The organism is Rhodospirillales bacterium (genome assembly GCA_028824295.1).
In the GTDB taxonomy this organism is placed as follows: Bacteria; Pseudomonadota; Alphaproteobacteria; order TMED109; family TMED109; genus VXPW01.
In genome coordinates, this window is record JAPPED010000007.1 from 22,108 (window position 1) to 41,558 (window position 19,451).

Annotated in this window: 21 protein-coding genes; 14 read left to right on the top strand and 7 right to left on the bottom strand. The window is 65.3% G+C overall.

The annotated features are described in order from the left end of the window. Positions 1-3: 3 nt before the first annotated feature. Both urtB and urtA read right to left on the bottom strand, forming a co-directional pair. The gene (gene urtB / locus OXH60_03905) at positions 4-1,650 is read right to left on the bottom strand and encodes an urea ABC transporter permease subunit UrtB (protein ID MDE0711261.1); all 1,647 of its coding nucleotides are present in this window, start codon (positions 1,648-1,650) and stop codon (positions 4-6) included. 120 nt (positions 1,651-1,770) lie between these two features. Continuing rightward, positions 1,771-3,060, bottom strand: a complete 1,290-nt coding sequence (gene urtA / locus OXH60_03910; protein ID MDE0711262.1) for an urea ABC transporter substrate-binding protein — start codon at positions 3,058-3,060, stop codon at positions 1,771-1,773. Positions 3,061-3,426: 366 nt separating this feature from the next. On the opposite strand from urtA, the gene OXH60_03915 reads away from it, so the two are divergent. From OXH60_03915 to OXH60_03925, 3 genes are read left to right on the top strand one after another with little or no spacing between them, the layout of a single operon-like run. Next, positions 3,427-4,110 (top strand): dienelactone hydrolase family protein, encoded by a 684-nt coding sequence (locus OXH60_03915; GenBank protein MDE0711263.1) that lies wholly within the window; start codon positions 3,427-3,429, stop codon positions 4,108-4,110. Continuing rightward, the gene (locus tag OXH60_03920; protein ID MDE0711264.1) at positions 4,107-4,547 is read left to right on the top strand and encodes an FKBP-type peptidyl-prolyl cis-trans isomerase; all 441 of its coding nucleotides are present in this window, start codon (positions 4,107-4,109) and stop codon (positions 4,545-4,547) included. Before OXH60_03915 ends, OXH60_03920 begins: the two co-directional genes overlap by 4 nt. 2 nt (positions 4,548-4,549) lie before the next feature. Next, entirely contained in the window at positions 4,550-5,425 is an 876-nt protein-coding gene (locus OXH60_03925) for an S-methyl-5'-thioadenosine phosphorylase (GenBank protein MDE0711265.1), read from the top strand. 12 nt (positions 5,426-5,437) lie between these two features. On the opposite strand, the gene OXH60_03930 is transcribed toward OXH60_03925, so the two are convergent. From OXH60_03930 to petA, 3 genes are read right to left on the bottom strand one after another with little or no spacing between them, the layout of a single operon-like run. Further along, positions 5,438-6,217, bottom strand: coding sequence for a cytochrome c1 (locus OXH60_03930; protein MDE0711266.1), 780 nt, complete (start codon positions 6,215-6,217; stop codon positions 5,438-5,440). Next, positions 6,214-7,434, bottom strand: coding sequence for a cytochrome b N-terminal domain-containing protein (locus tag OXH60_03935; protein MDE0711267.1), 1,221 nt, complete (start codon positions 7,432-7,434; stop codon positions 6,214-6,216). Before OXH60_03935 ends, OXH60_03930 begins: the two co-directional genes overlap by 4 nt. A gap of 5 nt (positions 7,435-7,439) precedes the next feature. Continuing rightward, positions 7,440-7,967, bottom strand: a complete 528-nt coding sequence (petA, locus tag OXH60_03940) for a ubiquinol-cytochrome c reductase iron-sulfur subunit (protein MDE0711268.1) — start codon at positions 7,965-7,967, stop codon at positions 7,440-7,442. Positions 7,968-8,295: 328 nt separating this feature from the next. Here petA and OXH60_03945 point away from each other — a divergent pair, with 328 nt between their 5' ends. From OXH60_03945 to apbC, 6 genes are all read left to right on the top strand, one after another. Further along, positions 8,296-8,541 carry a type II toxin-antitoxin system prevent-host-death family antitoxin gene (locus OXH60_03945; GenBank protein ID MDE0711269.1) on the top strand — a complete coding sequence of 82 codons (246 nt, stop codon included), beginning with the start codon at positions 8,296-8,298 and terminating at the stop codon, positions 8,539-8,541. Further along, complete coding sequence (locus tag OXH60_03950) at positions 8,538-8,924, top strand: type II toxin-antitoxin system VapC family toxin (protein ID MDE0711270.1); 387 nt, start codon at positions 8,538-8,540, stop codon at positions 8,922-8,924. Before OXH60_03945 ends, OXH60_03950 begins: the two co-directional genes overlap by 4 nt. Positions 8,925-9,398: 474 nt before the next feature. Next, positions 9,399-11,255: a ribonucleoside-diphosphate reductase subunit alpha gene (locus OXH60_03955; GenBank protein MDE0711271.1), complete on the top strand. Its 1,857-nt coding sequence runs from the start codon at positions 9,399-9,401 to the stop codon at positions 11,253-11,255. Between the two features lie 227 nt (positions 11,256-11,482). Beyond that, positions 11,483-12,010, top strand: coding sequence for a hypothetical protein (locus tag OXH60_03960; protein MDE0711272.1), 528 nt, complete (start codon positions 11,483-11,485; stop codon positions 12,008-12,010). Between the two features lie 200 nt (positions 12,011-12,210). Further along, entirely contained in the window at positions 12,211-12,897 is a 687-nt protein-coding gene (locus tag OXH60_03965) for a hypothetical protein (GenBank protein MDE0711273.1), read from the top strand. 206 nt (positions 12,898-13,103) lie between these two features. Next, positions 13,104-14,195, top strand: a complete 1,092-nt coding sequence (gene apbC / locus OXH60_03970; protein ID MDE0711274.1) for an iron-sulfur cluster carrier protein ApbC — start codon at positions 13,104-13,106, stop codon at positions 14,193-14,195. A gap of 9 nt (positions 14,196-14,204) precedes the next feature. Here apbC and thyX read toward each other — a convergent pair whose 3' ends face one another. Beyond that, positions 14,205-15,125 carry an FAD-dependent thymidylate synthase gene (gene thyX / locus OXH60_03975; GenBank protein ID MDE0711275.1) on the bottom strand — a complete coding sequence of 307 codons (921 nt, stop codon included), beginning with the start codon at positions 15,123-15,125 and terminating at the stop codon, positions 14,205-14,207. 10 nt (positions 15,126-15,135) lie between these two features. Continuing rightward, a complete protein-coding gene (locus tag OXH60_03980; GenBank protein ID MDE0711276.1) occupies positions 15,136-15,636 on the bottom strand; it encodes a hypothetical protein in 501 nt (166 codons plus the stop codon). Positions 15,637-15,846: 210 nt separating this feature from the next. Here OXH60_03980 and OXH60_03985 point away from each other — a divergent pair, with 210 nt between their 5' ends. The 5 genes from OXH60_03985 to OXH60_04005 all read left to right on the top strand — a co-directional run bounded on the left by OXH60_03985 (position 15,847) and on the right by OXH60_04005 (position 19,446). Further along, the gene (locus OXH60_03985) at positions 15,847-16,011 is read left to right on the top strand and encodes a hypothetical protein (protein ID MDE0711277.1); all 165 of its coding nucleotides are present in this window, start codon (positions 15,847-15,849) and stop codon (positions 16,009-16,011) included. A gap of 85 nt (positions 16,012-16,096) precedes the next feature. After that, a complete protein-coding gene (gene sdhC / locus OXH60_03990) occupies positions 16,097-16,483 on the top strand; it encodes a succinate dehydrogenase, cytochrome b556 subunit (GenBank protein MDE0711278.1) in 387 nt (128 codons plus the stop codon). Continuing rightward, the gene (gene sdhD, locus OXH60_03995; protein MDE0711279.1) at positions 16,480-16,863 is read left to right on the top strand and encodes a succinate dehydrogenase, hydrophobic membrane anchor protein; all 384 of its coding nucleotides are present in this window, start codon (positions 16,480-16,482) and stop codon (positions 16,861-16,863) included. The genes sdhC and sdhD overlap by 4 nt, the downstream gene beginning before the upstream one ends. Next, complete coding sequence (gene sdhA, locus OXH60_04000) at positions 16,863-18,653, top strand: succinate dehydrogenase flavoprotein subunit (GenBank protein MDE0711280.1); 1,791 nt, start codon at positions 16,863-16,865, stop codon at positions 18,651-18,653. The genes sdhD and sdhA overlap by 1 nt, the downstream gene beginning before the upstream one ends. Positions 18,654-18,747: 94 nt before the next feature. Continuing rightward, on the top strand, positions 18,748-19,446 hold the full coding sequence (locus OXH60_04005; protein ID MDE0711281.1) for a succinate dehydrogenase iron-sulfur subunit: 699 nt from the start codon (positions 18,748-18,750) through the stop codon (positions 19,444-19,446). Positions 19,447-19,451: the final 5 nt, after the last annotated feature.

The window sequence follows — 19,451 nt, forward strand, 5'->3', positions numbered from 1 at the left end:
CATTCAGCTTTCCGCCGCCCGGCCCTTGAGGGCGAACAGGCCGCGCGGCCGCTTCTGGATGAACAGGATGATGGCCACCAGCACGAGGATCTTCGCGAGAACCGCGCCGGCAAACGGCTCCAGGAACTTGTTGATGACCCCGAGGCTCATGGCGCCGACCAGGGTTCCCCAGAGATTGCCGACCCCGCCGAACACCACGACCATGAAGCTGTCGACGATGTAGGCCTGCCCGAGATTGGGGCTCACGTTGTCGATCTGGCTGAGAGCCACCCCGGCCACGCCCGCGATGCCCGCGCCCAGACCGAAGGTCGCGGCATCGATCCACCCGGTGCGGATCCCCATGGATGACGCCATCGACCGGTTCTGGGTCACCGCCCGCATGTACAGCCCCAAGGCGGTGCGTCGAAGGACCAGCGCGATGCCGGCGACCACCAGCAGGCTGAAGATGATGATGGCGACCCGGTTGTAGGGAAGCACCAGCCCCGTCGCTGTCTCGAACGCCCCGCTCAGCCACGACGGGCTCGACACCTCGCGGTTGGTCGGTCCGAACACCGTCCGCACCAGCTGCTGCAGGATGAGGCTCAGCCCCCAAGTCGCCAGCAGGGTCTCGAACGGCCGCCCGTAGAGCCAGCGAATGACGCTGCGCTCGATCGCGACCCCGGCGGCTCCGGCGACGAGAAAGGCCGCCGGCACGGCCACCGCCAGGGAATAGTCGAGGCCGCCCGGGGCAAAGTCACGGAAGAGCTGCTGGACCACGAAGGTCGTGTAGGCGCCGAGCATCACCAGTTCGCCATGGGCCATGTTGATGACGCCCATGACCCCGAACGTGATGGCCAGCCCCACGGCCGCTAGGAGCAACACCGAACCAAGGCTGAGGCCCTGGAAGATGGCGCCCAGAAGGTTCCAGAAGGCGAGATCCCGCTCGACCGCATCCAGCGCCTCGGCGGCGGTCGCCCGGACCTCCCCATCCGGTTCGCTCTCCTGGCTGAGGCTGGCCAGCAGCGACCGGACTTCCGGAAGCGCTGACTCGGAAAGGCGCTCCACCGCAGCCAGCCGAACATCGAGCGGGAAGTCCGGATTGGTCTCGATCGCTGCCTTGGCGAGCGTGAGCTGGTCGAGGAGACCCTGATCCTCCTCCCGGGCAATCGCCTGTTCCACGGTCTCCAGCGCCCCTGCATCGCGCGCCGCAAACACCGCCGCCGCCGCCTCCTCGCGCCGGTCGGGATCGTCGGACAGCAGGGTCAGGCCGCCAAGCGCCGCCTTGATCACGCCGCGCAGGCGATTGTTGACCTTGACCTTCTTGAGTTCCTTCTTCCTGGCGTCGCCGACCGCACTGTCGTCCAGGGCATTCGTCAGCGCATAGACCTTGCCGGTCTTGTGGCCGATCACGATCACCCCGTCCGCCTTGCGCACGAACAATTGACCCTTCGCCATGGCCTCGAGGATCGGAATGGCCCTCGGGTGCCCGGTCGCCGCCAGGACCTCGACTCCGACCGCGCGGTCCTTGTAGCTCTTGGCCGACAGTCCCTGGACCGCTTCTTCCAGTGTCGCTGCGTGGCTGGCTGGAGCGCCGCCTGCAACGGTCGCCGCGAACGCGAAGCATGCGAACACCGCGGCCAACAAGGGCAGGGCAAATCCGCGTGTCGGCATGGCAGCGGGTCCGGACGTTAGAAAACCGGCCAGAGGCCAGCGGAAAACGGTGGAGCAACGACGCTCGATCCGGTCCGGGGCAGCGGGACCCCTCCCGCCGTCCTGGACCGGATGCGCCGACTACATGTCGGCGATCGCGCCGAACTTCGGGGCCTCGCAGTTGCCGCAGACCCACGGGAAGGTCCAGTCGGCAGTCAGCTTCGCGCTTTCGGGAATGAAGTCCGACCAAGCGTCACCCTTGACCACCCCGTCGGTTTCCCAGACCGTTTCGAACTGCCCGTCATCCTGGATCTCGCCGATGAGGACCGGCTTCGACAGGTGATGGTTGGTGTTCATCATGGCCATGCCGCCGGTCAGGTTCTTGAAGGTCTGGCCGTACATGGCCTGCCGTACGGCATCGACATCCACCGTCCCGGCCTGCTGCACCGCCTGCACCCACATGTTGAAGCCGATGTAATGGGCTTCCATGGGGTCGTTCGTCACGCGGTCCTCGTCCTCGATGAACGCGTGCCATTTCTCGATGAACGCCTCGTTCTCGTCGGTCTCCACGCTCATGAAGTAGTTCCACGCCGCGAGGTGGCCTACGAGCGGTTCGGTGTCGAGCCCGGCCAGTTCCTCTTCGCCGACCGAGAAGGCAACCACGGGAATGTCCTCGGCCTTGATGCCCTGGTTGGCCAGCTCCTTGTAGAACGGGACATTGGCGTCGCCGTTGATTGTCGAGACCACGGCCGTCTTCTTGCCTTCGGAAGCGAACTTCTTGACATCCCCCACGATCGTCTGCCAGTCGGCGTGCCCGAACGGCGTGTAGTTCTCCAGGATGTCCTCGTCGGAGATTCCCTTCGCGTTCAGGTATGCGCGGAGGATCTTGTTGGTTGTACGCGGGTACACGTAGTCCGTGCCCAGGAGCGCGATCCGTTCGGCTCCACCGCCGTCCTCGCTGAGGAGATAGTCAACCGCGGGAATGGCCTGCTGATTCGGAGCTGCGCCGGTGTAGAACACGTTCCGGGAGCTCTCTTCGCCTTCGTACTGGACGGGATAGAACAGCAGTCCGTTGAGCTCCTCGATCACCGGCAGCACCGACTTGCGGGATACCGAGGTCCAGTTCCCGAAGATCACGGCAACTTCATGCTGCTCGATCAGCTCGCGAGCCTTTTCGGCAAAGAGGGGCCAGTTCGATGCTGGATCAACGACGACTGGTTCAAGCATCTTGCCGAGCAGGCCGCCCTTGCTGTTCTGCTCCTCGATGAGCATCAGCATCGTGTCCTTCAACGTGGTCTCGCTGATGGCCATCGTGCCGGAGAGTGAATGCAGGACCCCGACCTTGATGGTCTCGGCCTGCGCCGCTCCACTCAGTGCGGTCGACGCGGCCAGGATGCCTGCGAAGACCAGGTGACGCTGGTTTCGAAACATAGAATTTCTCCGTGAAGTCTGGTGCACACCCACCGATGTCCGGGGCCGCTTTGCGGACTGCACCACGCCTTCACAGAAGCAAGCTTTATGCCATTTTTGCGGCTGAATGTTCCGAGCCAGCCTGGAAACCGAATCTGCAGGCAACCTGATCTGAAGTATATGCATATATGATAATCAATAATGAAAATAGTATGCCTATATCTTAGGCATAATGCCCCACCAAGGCCGATGTTTCGCTGCTCGCCGCAACGCCGCCGTCCGCTTTCGTCCCCGCTCTGGAAACCCGGGCCTGCGCGAGCTACAAAGCGGTGCTCGCCCAGGCGGGATCTCCAGCAACCCACCTCGCCCGAATCGGATTTAGCCCTCATGGGATCAATGATCGCGGTCCGCGCCGCTGATGACACCAGTTTGCCCGTCTATCTCGCCGAACCCACTGGAATCCGCCGTGGTTCGCTGGTGGTCATCCAAGAAATCTTTGGCGTCAACCCGTACATCCGCAGCGTGGCGGACCAGTTCGCCGAGGCCGGTTACGTGTGTTACGCGCCGGACCTCTACCACCGGATTGAGCCCGGCATCGAACTCGGCTACGAGGCGGCCGACGTCCAGCGCGGCCTGGAGCTCAAGTCGCAGACGGGCTTGGACCTGCCCGTCATGGATGTGCAGACCTGTGTCGCCACCCTGTTGATCGACCACAGGGTCGGCGTGGTCGGCTTCTGCTATGGAGGTTCGTTGTCGTGGCTCAGCGCCTGCCGTGGCTACGGCATGGAGGCAGCCGTCTGCTACTACGGCGGACAGATCGCAGCCTTGCTCGACAAACCGGCCAACGTCCCCGTGCAGATGCATTTCGGAGACCGAGACGCGTCCATCCCGCCCGAAGACGTCGAGAAAATCCGCGCCTTCGCGACCGAAGCCGACATTCACGTCTACGAAGGCGAGCACGGGTTCGCCTGCCACGCGCGCGGCAGCCATCATCCGGTCTCGGCGGAAGCTGCCAATGAACGCACCCTCGCCTTCTTCTCCAAGCACGTGGCCAAGGAAGAAATCTCGTGAACCGAGCAGCTGCGGTCGCCTTGGCGGCGTTCCTGGCCCCATGGACCGCGCTAGCCATCGAACCGCCCGCCAAGCTCGTCGTGGTCGATCTGCAGACCGGCGATGGCCGGTTTGTCGAGGTGGGCCGAGGCGTGAGCGTGCACTACACCGGATGGCTGTTCGATCCCGATGCAGCAACCGACGATCCCTGCCTTGCGCGGGGCAAGCAGTTCGACAGTTCCCGGAACCGTCAACGGCCGTTCAATTTCCCGCTTGGTGAGGGCTTCGTCATTCCCGGCTGGGACATCGGTGTCGTCGGGATGCAGGTCGGCGGGCACCGCTGCCTGGTCGTCCCGCCGGATATGGCCTACAGAGAGCATGGCGCGGGTGGCGGAGTGATCCCTCCGAATGCGACGCTCATTTTCGAAGTGGAAGTGCTCTCCGTGGCCGATTTCTAGCCATGACGAAACCGGTCTTCGGGGTGGTGGGCGGCAGCGGCATCTACGAGCTCGACTCGCTCGAGTCGCCGAGCTGGAAGACCGTAAGCTCCCCCTTTGGCGCGCCGTCAGACGCGATTCTTCACGGCCGGCTGAGAGGGCTGGAATTTCGTTTCCTGCCGCGGCACGGCCGCGGCCACCGCATTCCTCCCAGCAGCCTCAACTTCCGGGCGAACATCGACGCGCTGAAGCGCACCGGCGTGACCGACATCATCTCGCTTTCCGCCGCAGGGAGCCTCAGGGAGGACTTGCCGCCCGGTACATTCGTCCTAGTCGATCAGTTCATCGACCGCACCTTTGCGCGGGTCAAGAGCTTCTTCGGACCCGGTCTCGTGGCCCACGTCTCCATGGCCCATCCCACCTCGGATCGCCTTCGGCGACTGCTGGCCGAAGCGTCCAGCACTGCCGACATCGATGCGGTGAACGGGGGTACGTACCTGGCCATGGAAGGGCCGCAGTTCTCGACGCGAGCCGAATCCGAGCTCTACCGGTCCTGGGGCTGCGACGTGATCGGCATGACCAACATGCCGGAGGCGAAGCTGGCGCGCGAGGCCGAAATCGCCTACGCCAGCGTGGCGATGATGACCGATTACGACTGCTGGCACCCGGACCACGAGGCCGTGACGGTCGAGCAGGTCGTCGGCGTGCTGCTGGACAACGCCGCCCGCGCGAGGACGTTGGTCGAGGCTTTCGCGGACGCCGCCGCGGCCACGGACTGGGATGAGTCCGATCCTGCCTACCGTGCGCTCGACGAGGCCATTATCACGCCACCGGAGGCGCGCGACCCGGAACTCGCGAAGAAACTGGATGCGGTGGCCGGACGGGCTCTGGAAAGCTAGCCCGCCTCGTCGTCAAAGGTCATCGTCGCCGCGTTTCACCGGCACCCAGGTGCGCCGGTAGGTCGCGTAAAACACACCCGTCATGACCACCAGGAAGATCAGCACCCGCAGCCCCATGCGCTTCCGCTCGTCGGCCGTCGGGTCAGCTGCCCAGGCGAGGAACGTCGCCACGTCGTGAGCTTCCTGCTCGATGGTCGCCTCGGTGCCGTCCGCGTACGTGACATCCTCGCCCCAGAGCGGCTTCGGCATCGCGATGACAGATCCCGGAAAGTACGGGTTGTAGTACGAGGACCCCGGGTCGACCCCGTCGGGCGGATCCTCGTAACCGATGAGGATCGCATAGACGTAGGGCGCGCCGCGTTCCAGCACCTTGAGCGAGAGATCCGGCGGCGCGACGCCGTTGTTGGCCGCCGCCGCGGCGTTCGCGTTCGCGAAAGGCTCGGTGATCAGGGGGTCGGAGGGACGGCCGGGGCGTTCGAACATCTCGCCCATGTCATCCGGCCCGTCCGTGACCAGCGTCTCCGACGCCATGCGGCGAATGTCGTCCTCGGTGAAGCCCAGGTCACCCAGGTTGCGCCACGCCATGAACCGGAGCCCGTGGCAGGTGGCGCAAACGTTCCGGTACACCTCGAAGCCGCGGATCGCCGCGGCGCGGTCGATCCGGCCGAACGGCCCGTCAAACGAAAACTCGACGGCCGGCGGCGCCAAACCGTCGGTCGCGGCCCGGGCAACCTGCTCAGCCGACAAGGCCGCCAACAGCACCGCGGCAAACAGTACCCCCGGGCGCGTCACGGACCCTGGCTCCCGTGCTTGTGGCCATAGATGCTTTCGGGCAACTGTCGAGAACGCTCGACCCGGCCGATCACCGGCATCAGCACCAAGAAGTGCGCGAAATAGTAGATCGTCGCGATTCTTCCGATCGTGATGTAGATGCCCTCCGGCGGATTCGCACCGATCCAGCCGAGCAGCACCGTGTTGCCCGCGAACAGCCAGAACAGCCACCGGTAGACCGGCCGGAACGCGGCACTCCGGACTCGTGAACTATCCAGCCACGGCAGCGCAAACAGCACGAAGACCGCGCCGAACATCGCGATGACGCCGCCCAGTTTATGGGGGACAGCTCGGAGAATGGCGTAAAACGGCAGGAAGTACCATTCGGGCACGATGTGCGGCGGTGTCCGGAGCGGATCAGCCGGGATGTAGTTGTCGGGATGACCGAGGCTGTCCGGAGCGTAGAACACCACGCCGGCGAAGAAGACGAGCGCCATGCCCAGACCGACCAAGTCTTTCACCGTGTAGTACGGGTGGAACGGAATCGTGTCCCGCGGCGCGCCGGGATTGACGCCGAGAGGATTGTTCGAACCGTGCCGGTGCAGGGCGACAATGTGCAGAAAGACCAGCGCGACGATGACGAACGGCAAGAGGTAGTGGAGCGAGAAAAAGCGGTTCAGCGTCGGATTGTCGACCGAGAAGCCGCCCCAGAGCCATTCGACGATGGCCGGACCGATGACCGGTATCGCCGAGAAGAGATTGGTAATGACTGTGGCGCCCCAGAAGCTCATCTGGCCCCAGGGCAGCACGTACCCCAAGAACGCGCTCATCATCATCACGATCAGGATGATGATGCCGAGCCACCACAGCAGTTCCCGGGGTTCCTTGTACGAGCCGTAGTAGAGGCCCCGGAAGATGTGGATGTAGACGCAAATGAAGAAGAACGAGGCCCCGTTGGCGTGTACGGACCTGATCAACCAGCCGTAGTTCACGTCCCGCATGATGTGCTGCACGCTGTCAAAGGCGTGGTCGACATGCGGCGTGTAGTGCATGGCCAGCACAACGCCGGTAATGATCTGCACCACGAGGAAGAACCCGGCCAGGGAACCGAAGTTCCAGAACGCGTTCAGGTTGCGAGGGGTGCGGTACTCGATCAGCGAGTGCCGCGCAGCCGAGAACACCGGCAGGCGGTAGTCGATCCAGCGCACAACCCGCGATACGAGACCGGAACTCCGCATAGCGCTTAGCCCACCCGGATTGTCGTGTCGTCTACGAAACGGTACGGCGGCACGGCGAGATTCTTGGGAGCCGGGCCCTTCCGGATACGACCCGAGGTGTCGTAATGCGAGCCGTGGCAGGGGCAGAACCAGCCCTGGTATTCGCCTTGCCCGTCGCCGATCGGAATGCATCCGAGATGGGTGCACACCCCGACCAGCACCAGGAAGCGGGGATCCTGCGCCCGGCTGGCGTCCGTCGCCGGATCGGGAAGATCAGCGGTGTCGTCCTGAGCGGCCTGCTCTATTTCTTCAGGTGTCCGATAACGCACGAACACCGGAGCTCCGCGCCACAACACGGTGCGGCTGTTGCCAGGTTCGAGGCCGGTCAGATCGATGTCCACCGTGGCCAGCGCCTGGACATCGGCCGACGGATTCATCTGATCGATTAGCGGCCAGGTCGCGCAGCCTGCGGCTACGGCGCCGAAGGCGCCGGACGCAACGTTGAGGAAGTCGCGGCGGCTTGAAGCCGCCGCTGGAGCAGCTGGATTCGACATGTGGTGCAGAGGGGTCCTAGGCCAACGCCGGATCGTGTGGGCCGGGCTCGTTTGTAGCCGAGACCTGCCGATTTGCAAAGGGGTGACGCTCCCGGCACGACCGGAACCCCGTTCGTGGGAACCTCGCGGCCACACTTGATGAAATAGTGCGGAAGACGCTCGGTGACCATCGCCGGGACGGCGTGACGGGTCGGTCAGGTGATCGACACGTTCCTGGACGGTATCGGCGCGGGCCTCTCGTAGCAGAGACTCCGGTTGCCAGCAGTCGCCGTTGATGCTTCGGCAAGGATAGACTAAGTTTAGTAGACTAAGTTTGGAGTGACCCGATGTGCGCATCGTGAACATGCACGAGGCAAAGACCAACCTGTCGCGTCTTGTCGAGGGCGCCGCCAACGGTGAGCCCTTCATCATTGCTCGTGCCGGAAAGCCCTTGGTCAGGGTGGCCGCTGTGGAAGCGCCCAGGGCGGGCGTCGAGCAGCGCGTCGGGTTCATGTCGGGACAGATCTCGGTGCCGGACGACTTCGACCGCATGGATGCCGGAGAGCTGCAAGCCTTGTTCGAAGGCACGAAGTGAGACTTTTGCTCGACACCCATCTGCTGCTGTGGGCGGCGGGGGTGCCGGAACAACTGCCGGGCGACGCCCGCGCCCTGATCGAACGGCCGGAGAATGAGTTGGTCGTCAGTGCCGCGTCGCTGTGGGAGGTGACCATCAAGCGAAGCCTTGGCCGGGCGGATTTCATTGTCGAGCCCCGCCAGCTGCGTCGGGGGCTGTTGGAAAACGGTTACACCGAGTTGGCAATCACCGGAGCTCATGCCATTGCCGTGGATGGGCTCCCGCCAATTCACGGCGACCCCTTCGACCGTCTCCTGGTGGCGCAGGCACAGGTTGAGGCCATTACGCTTCTCACCGCGGACAAGACCGTCGCTCGTTACCCGGGGCCGGTCCGGCTGTGTTGAACGCGGGAGCGTGGGTCGCGACATCGTTGTCGGCCGGATAAAGCCCGCTCAACCTGTTTCGGGGCCGTCCGAGTCCGGTGGCCGGCATCGAGGTCATCCGCGGTTCGGGCAACGGAGAAAGCACCAAATGGACGGGGTGCGTTTGCCGTCCGAACGGAGAGAGCAGTTGCACCCGGGCATCCATTAGGCACCCTCGCCGGGCGCCAATTGAGACGGCTGCCGCTTGCCAGCGGAACCGTTCCTGCGGACCTTCCAAGGGGCGCCGGTTTATGGTACGGTGCCGTGGCCATTTGTTCAGATGAATGGACGCTGGCCGATCAGGTTAGGCATCAGGAATTTCGTGATCGGGAGAGTCACTGGCACTGCATGTTCCACTCTACTACGATAGGGGGCCCATATCTTGATTTCCCCTCGTCGTGTGGGGTTTTCTCCTTCTAACCGCAATTATTGGGGCAAAACAGCAACATGGATGGGATGATCGAAGAGCGTGTGCCCCCTGCAGCCGTGCTGCCCGACAAGCTTTTCGGTCAAGATCAGGATGCGATTCAGGTCCCTGGAGGGTGGCGCGTCTCCCCGTGCGACGATCGGGATGCGCACCTTACCGAATTCGGAAAATCCGTTCTCCGAGATCGCTACACGTTACCCAACGAAACGATCCAGACCATGTTCGCCCGCGTCGCCAGCACGTTCGCGGACGACGATGGGCACGCGCAGCGCCTGTACGACTACATTTCCAATCTCTGGTTCATGCCGTCGACGCCGGTGCTGTCCAACGGAGGCACGTCGCGCGGACTTCCGATCTCCTGTTTCCTGAACGAGGCGAGCGACAGCCTTGAAGGAATCGTTGATCTCTGGAACGAAAACGTCTGGCTCGCCGCTCGCGGCGGCGGAATCGGCAGCTACTGGGGCAACTTGCGCTCCATCGGCGAGCAGGTCGGCCAGAACGGACAGACGTCCGGAATCATCCCCTTTATTCGCGTCATGGACTCCCTGACCCTGGCGATCAGCCAGGGAAGCCTGCGCCGTGGCAGCGCTGCCGTCTATCTGCCCGTCAGCCATCCAGAGATCGAGGAGTTCATCGAGATCCGACGTCCCACCGGCGGCGACCCCCACCGCAAGGCACCCAATTTGCATCACGGTGTCGTGATTCCTGACGCCTTTATGCGGGCCGTCGAGGCGGACGAAGAATGGGAGCTGATCAGCCCGCGCGACCAGCGGTCACGCCGGGCCGTCTCTGCGCGGGCGCTCTGGATCCGGATCCTGACCGCGCGCGTGGAAACCGGTGAGCCGTACATGCTGTTCATCGATCACGTGAACCAGTCCGTCCCGGAACATCACAGGTTCCTGGGTCTCAATGTCCGCACCTCGAACCTTTGTTCGGAAATCACGCTGCCGACCGGTCCGGATCACCTCGATCGCGAACGAACCGCGACCTGCTGTCTCTCGTCCGTCAACCTCGAGCGCTACGACGAGTGGAAAGACGACACCCTCTTCATCGAGGATGTCATGCGGTTCCTCGACAACGTGCTTGAAGGGTTCATCCAGAACGCGCCCGATTCCATGGCCAACGCGCGGTATGCATCGGAGCGGGAACGCAGCGTGGGTCTCGGGGTCATGGGGTTCCACTCGTTCCTGCAGGCGCACGGACTGCCGCTCGAATCCGCTCCGGCCAAGGCCTGGAACCGAAAGATTTTCAAGGATCTTCGTGAGCGGGCGGATGCCGCATCGCGCGTCCTCGCCATGGAAAAGGGCCCCTGCCCCGACGCCAGAGACGCCGGCGCGATGGAACGTTTCTCGAACAAGCTCGCGATTGCTCCGACCGCGTCGATCTCGATCATCTGCGGCGGCACCTCGCCCGGGATCGAGCCCTTTGCGGCGAATGCCTTCCTTCACAAGACCCTTTCGGGCGCCTTTCCGGTCCGGAATGTCTACCTCCAGAAACTGCTGGAGAAGAAAGGTCGTGACACCGATGAGGTGTGGTCGTCGATCACGACCCGCCAAGGTTCCGTCCAGCATCTGGATTTCCTTGACGACGACGAAAAGGCCGTGTTCCGCACCGCCTTCGAGATCGACCAGCGCTGGGTGGTGGAACTGGCCGCGGACCGGGCGCCGTACATCTGTCAGTCCCAGTCGCTGAACCTGTTTCTGCCCGCCAACGTCCACAAGCGGGACTTGCATCACCTGCACTTCCAGGCATGGAAACGCGGCGTGAAGAGCCTCTACTACCTCCGGTCCATGTCGCTCCAGCGCTCCGACCGGGACGCCATCGTCGAGGCACCGGCAGCGCCGGAAGAACCGGTGGACTACGAGGAATGCCTAGCCTGCCAATAGGCCTTGAGCCGCCCGGCCTGCACGCAAGCCCTCCATTCAGTGATCGTTGACTTGGGCCCCCGGGCGCTCGCCCGGCGGAACCGCCGTCGGGTCCCTTCGCCGCCGGCGCACCAGACCTATCGTCCGGATGACCCGACGGGCACGCATGGCCGCCGCAAGCGGTAGCGCCGCAGGCCCGCACCGCTTCGCGACAACTTCCTCGCCTACCGCCGCACCGGGCTCGTACCATGTCCGAACACCTTGAAGACATGCTGGCAGGTGGCCACCCGAACTCGCTGGGACGGACCGTGGAAGTCGTGGAGACCGTCTTGGCCGACACTGAACGCTTCGGCGAGCTCTTCGCCTGCTACGTGTCCAAGGATCCGGTGGTCCGGCTCCGCACCTCGAACGCGCTCAAACGCATCGAGGCCCAGCGTCGGGACCTCCTGGTCCCTTACATCGACCGGCTGATCGAGGAGGTCGGCAGCCTCGACCAGGCTTCCGCGCAGTGGACCCTCGCCCAGCTCTTCGGACGGCTGGCCGCCGACATGGACCAGGATCAGTGGGCGGGCGCCCTCCGGATCATGAAGCGAAACCTGTCGTCGCACGACGACTGGATCGTGCTCAATGCAACCATCGAGACCCTGTCAGACTGGGCGATGGCAGACCAAGGCCTGAGGCGATGGCTGAAACCGCACCTCGAGCGCCTGTCGGCTGACAGGCGGAAATCGGTCGCGTCGCGGGCGGCGAAGCAACGGCGCAAGCTCTACCCTTGATTCCGTCCCCTGCAGGTATGCCGGCGATCGCCTGCCCGGATTGACGGTACGCCCAGCCTGCATTACCCGGACCCGCGTCCCCGCCCTCCCCGGGACGGGCACGGCCGCCCCGTAGTGCTCGGAAGCACGGGACGCGACACCACGCGCCCGATGGTGCGAAGGCCGACCGGCAACACTCCGGAGAGGAGAGGAGAGGAGAGATGAAGCGGAACCGCTTCCGTGCCCTGAAACGTTTCGCCGACCGGCGCTCCGAAACCGATTCACCGGCGCTTGACAGCAGTGCCGTCAGGGCACTGGAGGACTTTGGTCGCGTCCGGCTGTCGAAACACTTCTTCATGCGCGATTTCCTGTACTCCGAGATCTCGGCGGTCCACGGGATCCCCAACGTCCCGAACGAACCCGACCTCGCGATCGAAGCGGGCAGAGGACTGTGCGAGCATCTTCTGGAGCCGCTGCGCGACATCTTCGGCCACGTCACCATTCGGTCGGCCCTTCGCAACGCCTCTGTCAACCGGTACGGCAACCGGCACCAGCTGAACTGCGCCCGCAACCCGAAGACCCACGCGAAGCACATCTGGGATCATCGCGACGCGGACGGTTGCTTCGGCGCCACGGCTTGCATCGTGATCCCCTGGTTCATCGACTCGGATCGGTACCGGGCGACAGGCGACTGGCGTCCCCTGGCATGGTTCATTCACGACCGGCTTCCGTATTCGGAGATGTGCTTCTTTCCGAAGAACGCGGCCTTCAACCTGGCGTGGCGGAGCCGGCATCCCCGGCGCGAAATCCGCAGCTACATCGCGCCCAAAGGCATCCTTACTCGTCCGGGATTTGCCAACCACGACGGCGATCACAGCGCCTGCTACCGCGAGTTCCCCGGCACCTGAAGCGCCGGCCCGTTCGGATCGAGGCCCCGCTCGGTCTTGCCGGGCTCCCCAAGCCACCAAGCCCCGTCCCCCTCCCTCGCTTGCCCGCGCGCCGCGTCGGCGGTCGGAGGTTGGCAGTCGGACATGTATTAGACTTGCCACAGGCAGCGTCCGGGTTACCAAGCCGCCCGAACAGCGTTTCCCCTGCGGCCATGCGGAAGGTGCTCGTGTCAACCATCACCGAAGCCGAAGTGCGCTCCGCCCTAGCCGGCGTCAAGGATCCAGCCCGCAATCAGGACGTCATCAGTCTCGGGATGGTGCAGGAAATCGCCATCCGGGACGGCAACGTCGCCTTCGCCCTAGAGGCCGATCCGGCCCGGGCCAAAGCCCTCGAGATCGTTCGCCGCGCCTGCGAACAGGCCGTGCTGTCGCTCCCCGGCGTCGCCTCGGTGAGCGCAGTGCTGACCGCCGAACGCCCGCCGCAGGCGCCAACGGGACCGGCGCCAAACGCCCGGGCGATCTCGCTCCCCGGCGTCCAGTCGATCATCGCCGTCGCCAGCGGCAAGGGTGGCGTCGGCAAGTCGACGGTCACGTCCAACCTCGCCCTGGCCCTGAGCCGACAGGGCCTTCGCGTGGGCATCCTGGACGCGGACATCTACGGCCCCTCGCAGCCGCGCCTCATGGGGATCGCCGGCCGGCCGCAATCCATCGACGGGAAACGCATCCGACCGATGGCCGGCTACGGAATCAAGGTCATGTCCATCGGGTTCATGGTGGACGAGGAGCGCCCGATGATCTGGCGCGGGCCCATGGTCCAGGGGGCACTGGAGCAGCTGCTCCGCGACGTGGAATGGGGTGAACTGGATGTGCTGTTGGTCGACATGCCGCCTGGCACCGGGGACGTGCAGCTCACCATGTCGCAGCGCGTGCCGCTCCGTGGCGCGGTGATCGTGTCCACGCCTCAGGACATCGCGCTCATCGATGCGCGCAAGGGACTGAACATGTTTCGTCGCGTCGACGTGCCGGTTCTCGGTTTCATCGAGAACATGAGCTGGTTTGCCTGCCCGAAATGCGGCGAACGCACCGAGATCTTCGCCCACGGCGGCGCCGAGCAGGCTGCGGCAGCCATGCAGGTCCCGTTCCTGGGCGGCATCCCGCTGCACCTCTCCATCCGGGAAACGTCCGACCAGGGCCTGCCGGTGGTGGCCACGTTGCCCGAGAGTGCCGAGGCGCAGGCGTTCGTTGCCGTGGCCGCACGGCTCGCCGCGGAGTTGCAGCGAACCGAGACCGCGCCCAAGCCGGAGATCAGCTTCGAGTGAAGGCGGCGGCTACGCGTCCGGCAGCTCGCGTCCAAGGAGCGCGTGCAGTTCGCGCCATTCCCGAATACCGAGCCCGCTCGCCTCTCGGTCCACCGGTTCGCCCGCCAGCCACGCCCTGACCACCGTCAGCATGGGCCTGGACAGCTCGGCAGCTCCCAGGCGATAGTCCTCGAACGCTTCCGCCACCACCGGCACCCAGCGCCGCACGATCCCCAGCATGGCCTCTGCATAGACCCGGATCTCGGTCTGGGCATGGGGGTCCGCCCGCAGCTGAAGGAAATGCAGCAGGTTGTGAAGATTCACCTTCCAGTACCACTGCGTGTACGTGGACAGGGGCAAATTGATCCGGGCGAGCTCGCGGGCGAGCCCCGGCCGGTCGGGGTCGGCGGGAGAGCCGTCCGGCTGCTCGTTGAGGAGCCATTCGTAGCGGCTGTACGCCTGCCGTGCATCCTGCTCCAGTAAACGCCGGATCTCGTCGGCGTCGGCCGGCAAAACGCTCTCCTCGCGCCCCTGCGCGTTGGATTTCGACTGCACCGCCAGGTCCTCGGGCGCCGGCAGGTAGAACTCGCGGTCAAGGACCGAATAGCGGGCCGAGTACTCGTTCACCGACGCCGTGCGGTGCCGGATCCACTGCCGGGCCACGAAGATGGGCAGCTTCACGTGGAACTTGATGGAGCACATCTCGAACGGCGTGGTGTGCCGGTGGCGCATCAGGTAGCGAATCAGGCCGCGGTCCTCGCGGACCCGACGGGTGCGCGCGCCATAGGAAACCCGGGCCGCCTGCACGACCGCCGCATCATCCCCCATGTAGTCGACCACCCGGATGAACCCGTGGTCCAGCACGGGATACTCCCGCCCCAGGATGGCCTCGAGGTTCGGGACGACAGGCCGGCCCGTGGTTGCATCGTCCCCGGTGGTCGAAGCAGTCACGGACCCGGTTTCACTGGCCGAGCTGGAAGACGTGTCGGCGCAGGAAGTAGCGGATCGCCGCCGGCTTGGCAGGCAGGATGGCGGGGTAGTACGCCGGGTGGGCGTGAAACGAGAAGGACCCCGCCGCGCGCGCGGTGTAGTGCAAGTGCCATCGGTTGCCGTCGACCACCGCGGTGCGCCACGCCGCGAGTGTCGTGTTGCCGAGCATGGTCTCGAACTGCTCGTGGACGTAGATCTGCTGCTTCTCGACGAACGCCTTCAGGCGAGCAGGCTGCTCGAGCGGATAGCAGTGGGCGGGCAGGCCGAGGATCAACAGCGCGTGGTCAAGGCTGACCGCCCGGATCAGCCCGCCGCCGTCGTATCCGTTCTCGTCCGTCTCGATATCAACCACGTGATATCCAACGGCGGCCACGAGGGCGGCCTCGAGATTGCCGGCCGTGGGGACCAGCGCATCGCCGGCAAACGCTTCCGGCAGGATGGCATGAAGAAGGGGGTCACCATTAGATGACAAGGGAGGTACTCCAATAGGATCGCGGCGGCGCGGTCGGCATTCATCCGGAACCAACGGCCCGGACCCGGTTGCCGGCTCAAGGTAACCAACTGCGGCGACGCGCGCACCCTGATCGGGGCCGCCGGCCTGGGGTTCGAAGGCAAGACACTGGTCCACCCGACGACACTGGCAGGAGCGAACGAGGTCTCCGGTCCGACTGCGGCAGAGGACGTGCATGCGGAACGGGTGATCGACGCCCATCGCGCGGCCGAGGCCATTGGGAAGGGCGTGGTCCAGCTCGACGGCAAGCTGGTCGAGAAGCTGCCCGTCGAGAACGTGGGGCGGATCGCGGCCAGGGCAGCGACCATCCTGGAACTGGAGGGAGCCTCGGGCTAAATCGGGCCTGCGTTCTTCGGCCGGCCTCTGGTATCGTGCCCGCCGTTCCTTTCCGGCACTGCCCCGGATCCCCACGGAGTTCCGCATGCCGGACCCCAACGGACGGCCGCTGTCGCCCCACCTCTCGGTCTACCGACCGGAGATCACGTCGGTCCTGTCGATTCTGCACCGGCTCTCCGGGCTGCTGCTGGGATTCGGGATGGTGGCGCTTGCGGCATTCCTGGTGGCCGCCGCGGCCGGGCCGAAAGCGTTTGCCATCGCCACGTCGGCAGCCGACAGCCTCATCGGATGCGCGTTTTTCGTCGCGGTGTCGATCGCGTTCTTCTACCACCTCGCAAACGGTGTTCGGCACCTCTTCTGGGACGCGGGCCTCGGATTTGAACTGGTCAACGTCCGCAGATCCGGCTGGTTCGTGATCGCCCTCACAGCCGTCCTGACGGTGCTGTTCTGGCTGGGAGTGGGCGCAGCGTGAACCTTCTCACACCCCTCGCGCGGGCACGGGGCCACGGATCCGCGCACGAAGGCGCGCATCACTGGTGGATGCAGCGCGTGACGGCGGCGGCACTGGTGCTGCTTGGTGCTTGGTTCGCGTGGTCGATGCCGTGCCTCGTGGGCGCGGATCACGGCGAGTTCGTCGCCTGGATGGCCCGGCCGGTCAATTCCCTGCTGCTCGTCCTGCTGGTGATCGCCGGCTTCTACCACGGTTGGCTCGGCGTCAGGGTGGTCGTCGAGGACTACGTTCACGCCCCCGCGGCCCGGATGGCAACGCTGGCCGTTTGCGCCGGGATCGCCTGGCTGGCGGCTGCCGCTGCCGTGCTGGCGGTTCTGCGGACCGGGATGGGAGGGGCGTGATGGCGACGAGCTACGACATCGTCGATCATGCCTACGATGTCGTGGTGGTCGGCGCCGGCGGAGCGGGGCTGCGCGCCACGCTCGGGCTTGCCGAGCGGGGATTTCGCACGGCCTGCCTGACCAAGGTGTTCCCGACGCGAAGCCACACCGTGGCGGCGCAGGGCGGGATCAGCGCCGCGCTCGGGAACATGGGCGCGGACGACTGGCGTTGGCACATGTACGACACCGTCAAGGGGTCGGATTGGCTGGGCGATCAGGACGCCATCGCGTACATGTGCCGGGAAGCCACGGACGCCGTCATCGAACTCGAGCACTACGGCGTCCCCTTCTCCCGGATTCCGGACGGACGGATCTACCAGCGTGCCTTCGGCGGCATGACGACCGAATTCGGCGAAGGACCGGCAGCGCAGCGCACGTGCGCGGCAGCCGACCGGACCGGCCACGCGATCCTGCACACGCTGTACCAGCAGTCCCTTCGCAACGCCGCCGAGTTCTTCATCGAATTCTTCGTGCTGGATCTCCTGATGGACGCGGACGGCTCCTGCCAGGGCGTCCTGGCCTGGAAGCTGGACGACGGCACCCTGCACCGGTTTCGGGCCCACACCGTGATCCTCGCCACCGGCGGCTACGGGCGCGTCTACTTCTCCTGCACGTCCGCCCATATCTGTACCGGCGACGGTAATGCCATGGTCCTGCGGGCAGGGCTGCCGCTCCAGGACATGGAGTTCGTGCAGTTTCACCCGACCGGCATTTACGGCGCCGGCTGCCTCATCAGCGAAGGTGTGCGCGGCGAGGGCGGTTATCTCACCAATTCCGAAGGCGAGCGCTTCATGGAGCGTTACGCGCCCAGCGCGAAGGATCTCGCGTCACGCGACGTGGTGAGCCGGTCGATCACGCTCGAGCTCCGGGCCGGCCGTGGCATCGGGGAGTTGGGAGATCACGTACACCTGCACCTCGAGCATCTCGACGCCGACGTCATCGCCGAACGGCTTCCGGGGATTGCGGAATTGGCCCGCATCTTCGGTGGCGTCGACGTCACGCGCGAACCGATTCCGGTGTTGCCGACGTGCCACTACAACATGGGCGGCATCCCGGTGCTGCATACCGGCGAGGCGGTGACCGGATCGGCAGGCAGCCCGGATGCAGCCGTCCCCGGACTGATGAGCGCAGGCGAGGCGGCGTGCGTCTCGGTCCACGGCGCCAACCGGCTGGGATCGAACTCGCTGCTGGACCTCGTGATCTTCGGCCGCGCCTGCGCGAACCGGATTGTCGACACGCAGCGGCCCCAGGCTCCCCGCCACGCGCCCCTGAAGGACGCGGAAGACGCCATTCTCGACCGCTTCGACGGTTTTCGGCACGCCGACGGGGACACGCCGACGGCCGAGCTTCGGCTGCAGATGCAGCGCGTGATGCAGGACCACTGCGCCGTCTTCCGAACCGGCGACAGCCTTACCGAGGGAGTCGACAAGATCGCCGAGGCCTGGCGACAGCTTGCCGACGTCCGGGTCAGCGACCGGTCGCTGATCTGGAACACCGATCTCGTGGAAACCCTCGAGCTCGAAAACCTCCTCCAGCAGGCGGCCGTTACCATTGGCTCGGCCCTGCACCGGACAGAGAGCCGGGGCGCGCATGCCCGCGAGGACCACCCGGACCGCGACGACGAGAACTGGTTGACCCACACGCTGGCATGGTTCCGTGACGGCCGCGCCGAGTGCGCCGCACGCCCGGTGCATCTCGAGACGGATTCGCCGGACGTTGACACCATTCCGCCCAAGCCGCGCGTCTATTAGTGAGGAAGATGCAACGATGGTGGCGTTCAGACTTCCAAGAGGCTCCGAAGTAAGGAAGGGCCGCCGGGTTCCGGCGCCCGACGGCGCCAGCCGCGTGCGCGAGTTCCGGGTCTACCGCTATTCGCCGGATGAAGACGAGTCGCCCCGGCTCGATACATTCGAGGTCGATCTGGACAAGAGCGGACCCATGGTCCTCGACGCCCTGATCGAGATCAAGAATTCCGCCGATTCCACGCTGGCCTTTCGCCGGTCCTGTCGCGAGGGAGTTTGCGGTTCCTGCGCCATGAACATCGACGGGACCAATACGCTGGCCTGCACCAAGGCCATCGACGACGTCCGGGGCCCGGTGAAGGTCTATCCCCTGCCGCACATGCCGGTGATCAAGGATCTCGTTCCCGACCTCACCGATGCGTACGCCCAGTACGCGCTGGTCGAGCCCTGGCTGAAGACAGAATCGCCGCCGCCGGCGCGCGAACGTCTGCAGTCCGAGGAAGACCGCCGCAGGCTCGACGGTTTGTACGAGTGCATCCTGTGTTTCTGTTGCAGCACCAGTTGCCCGAGCTACTGGTGGAACGGGGACCGATATCTCGGTCCGGCAACCCTCCTGCAGGCGGCGCGCTGGCTGGAGGACAGCCGTGACGAGGCGGCGGGCGAGCGGCTCGACGCCCTGGAAGACCCGTTCCGGCTGTACCGCTGCCACACGATCATGAACTGCACGAAGACCTGCCCGAAGGGCCTCAATCCGGCCCGCGCGATCAGCGACATCAAGCGCCGTATCCAGCAACGGCGCTGAACGCG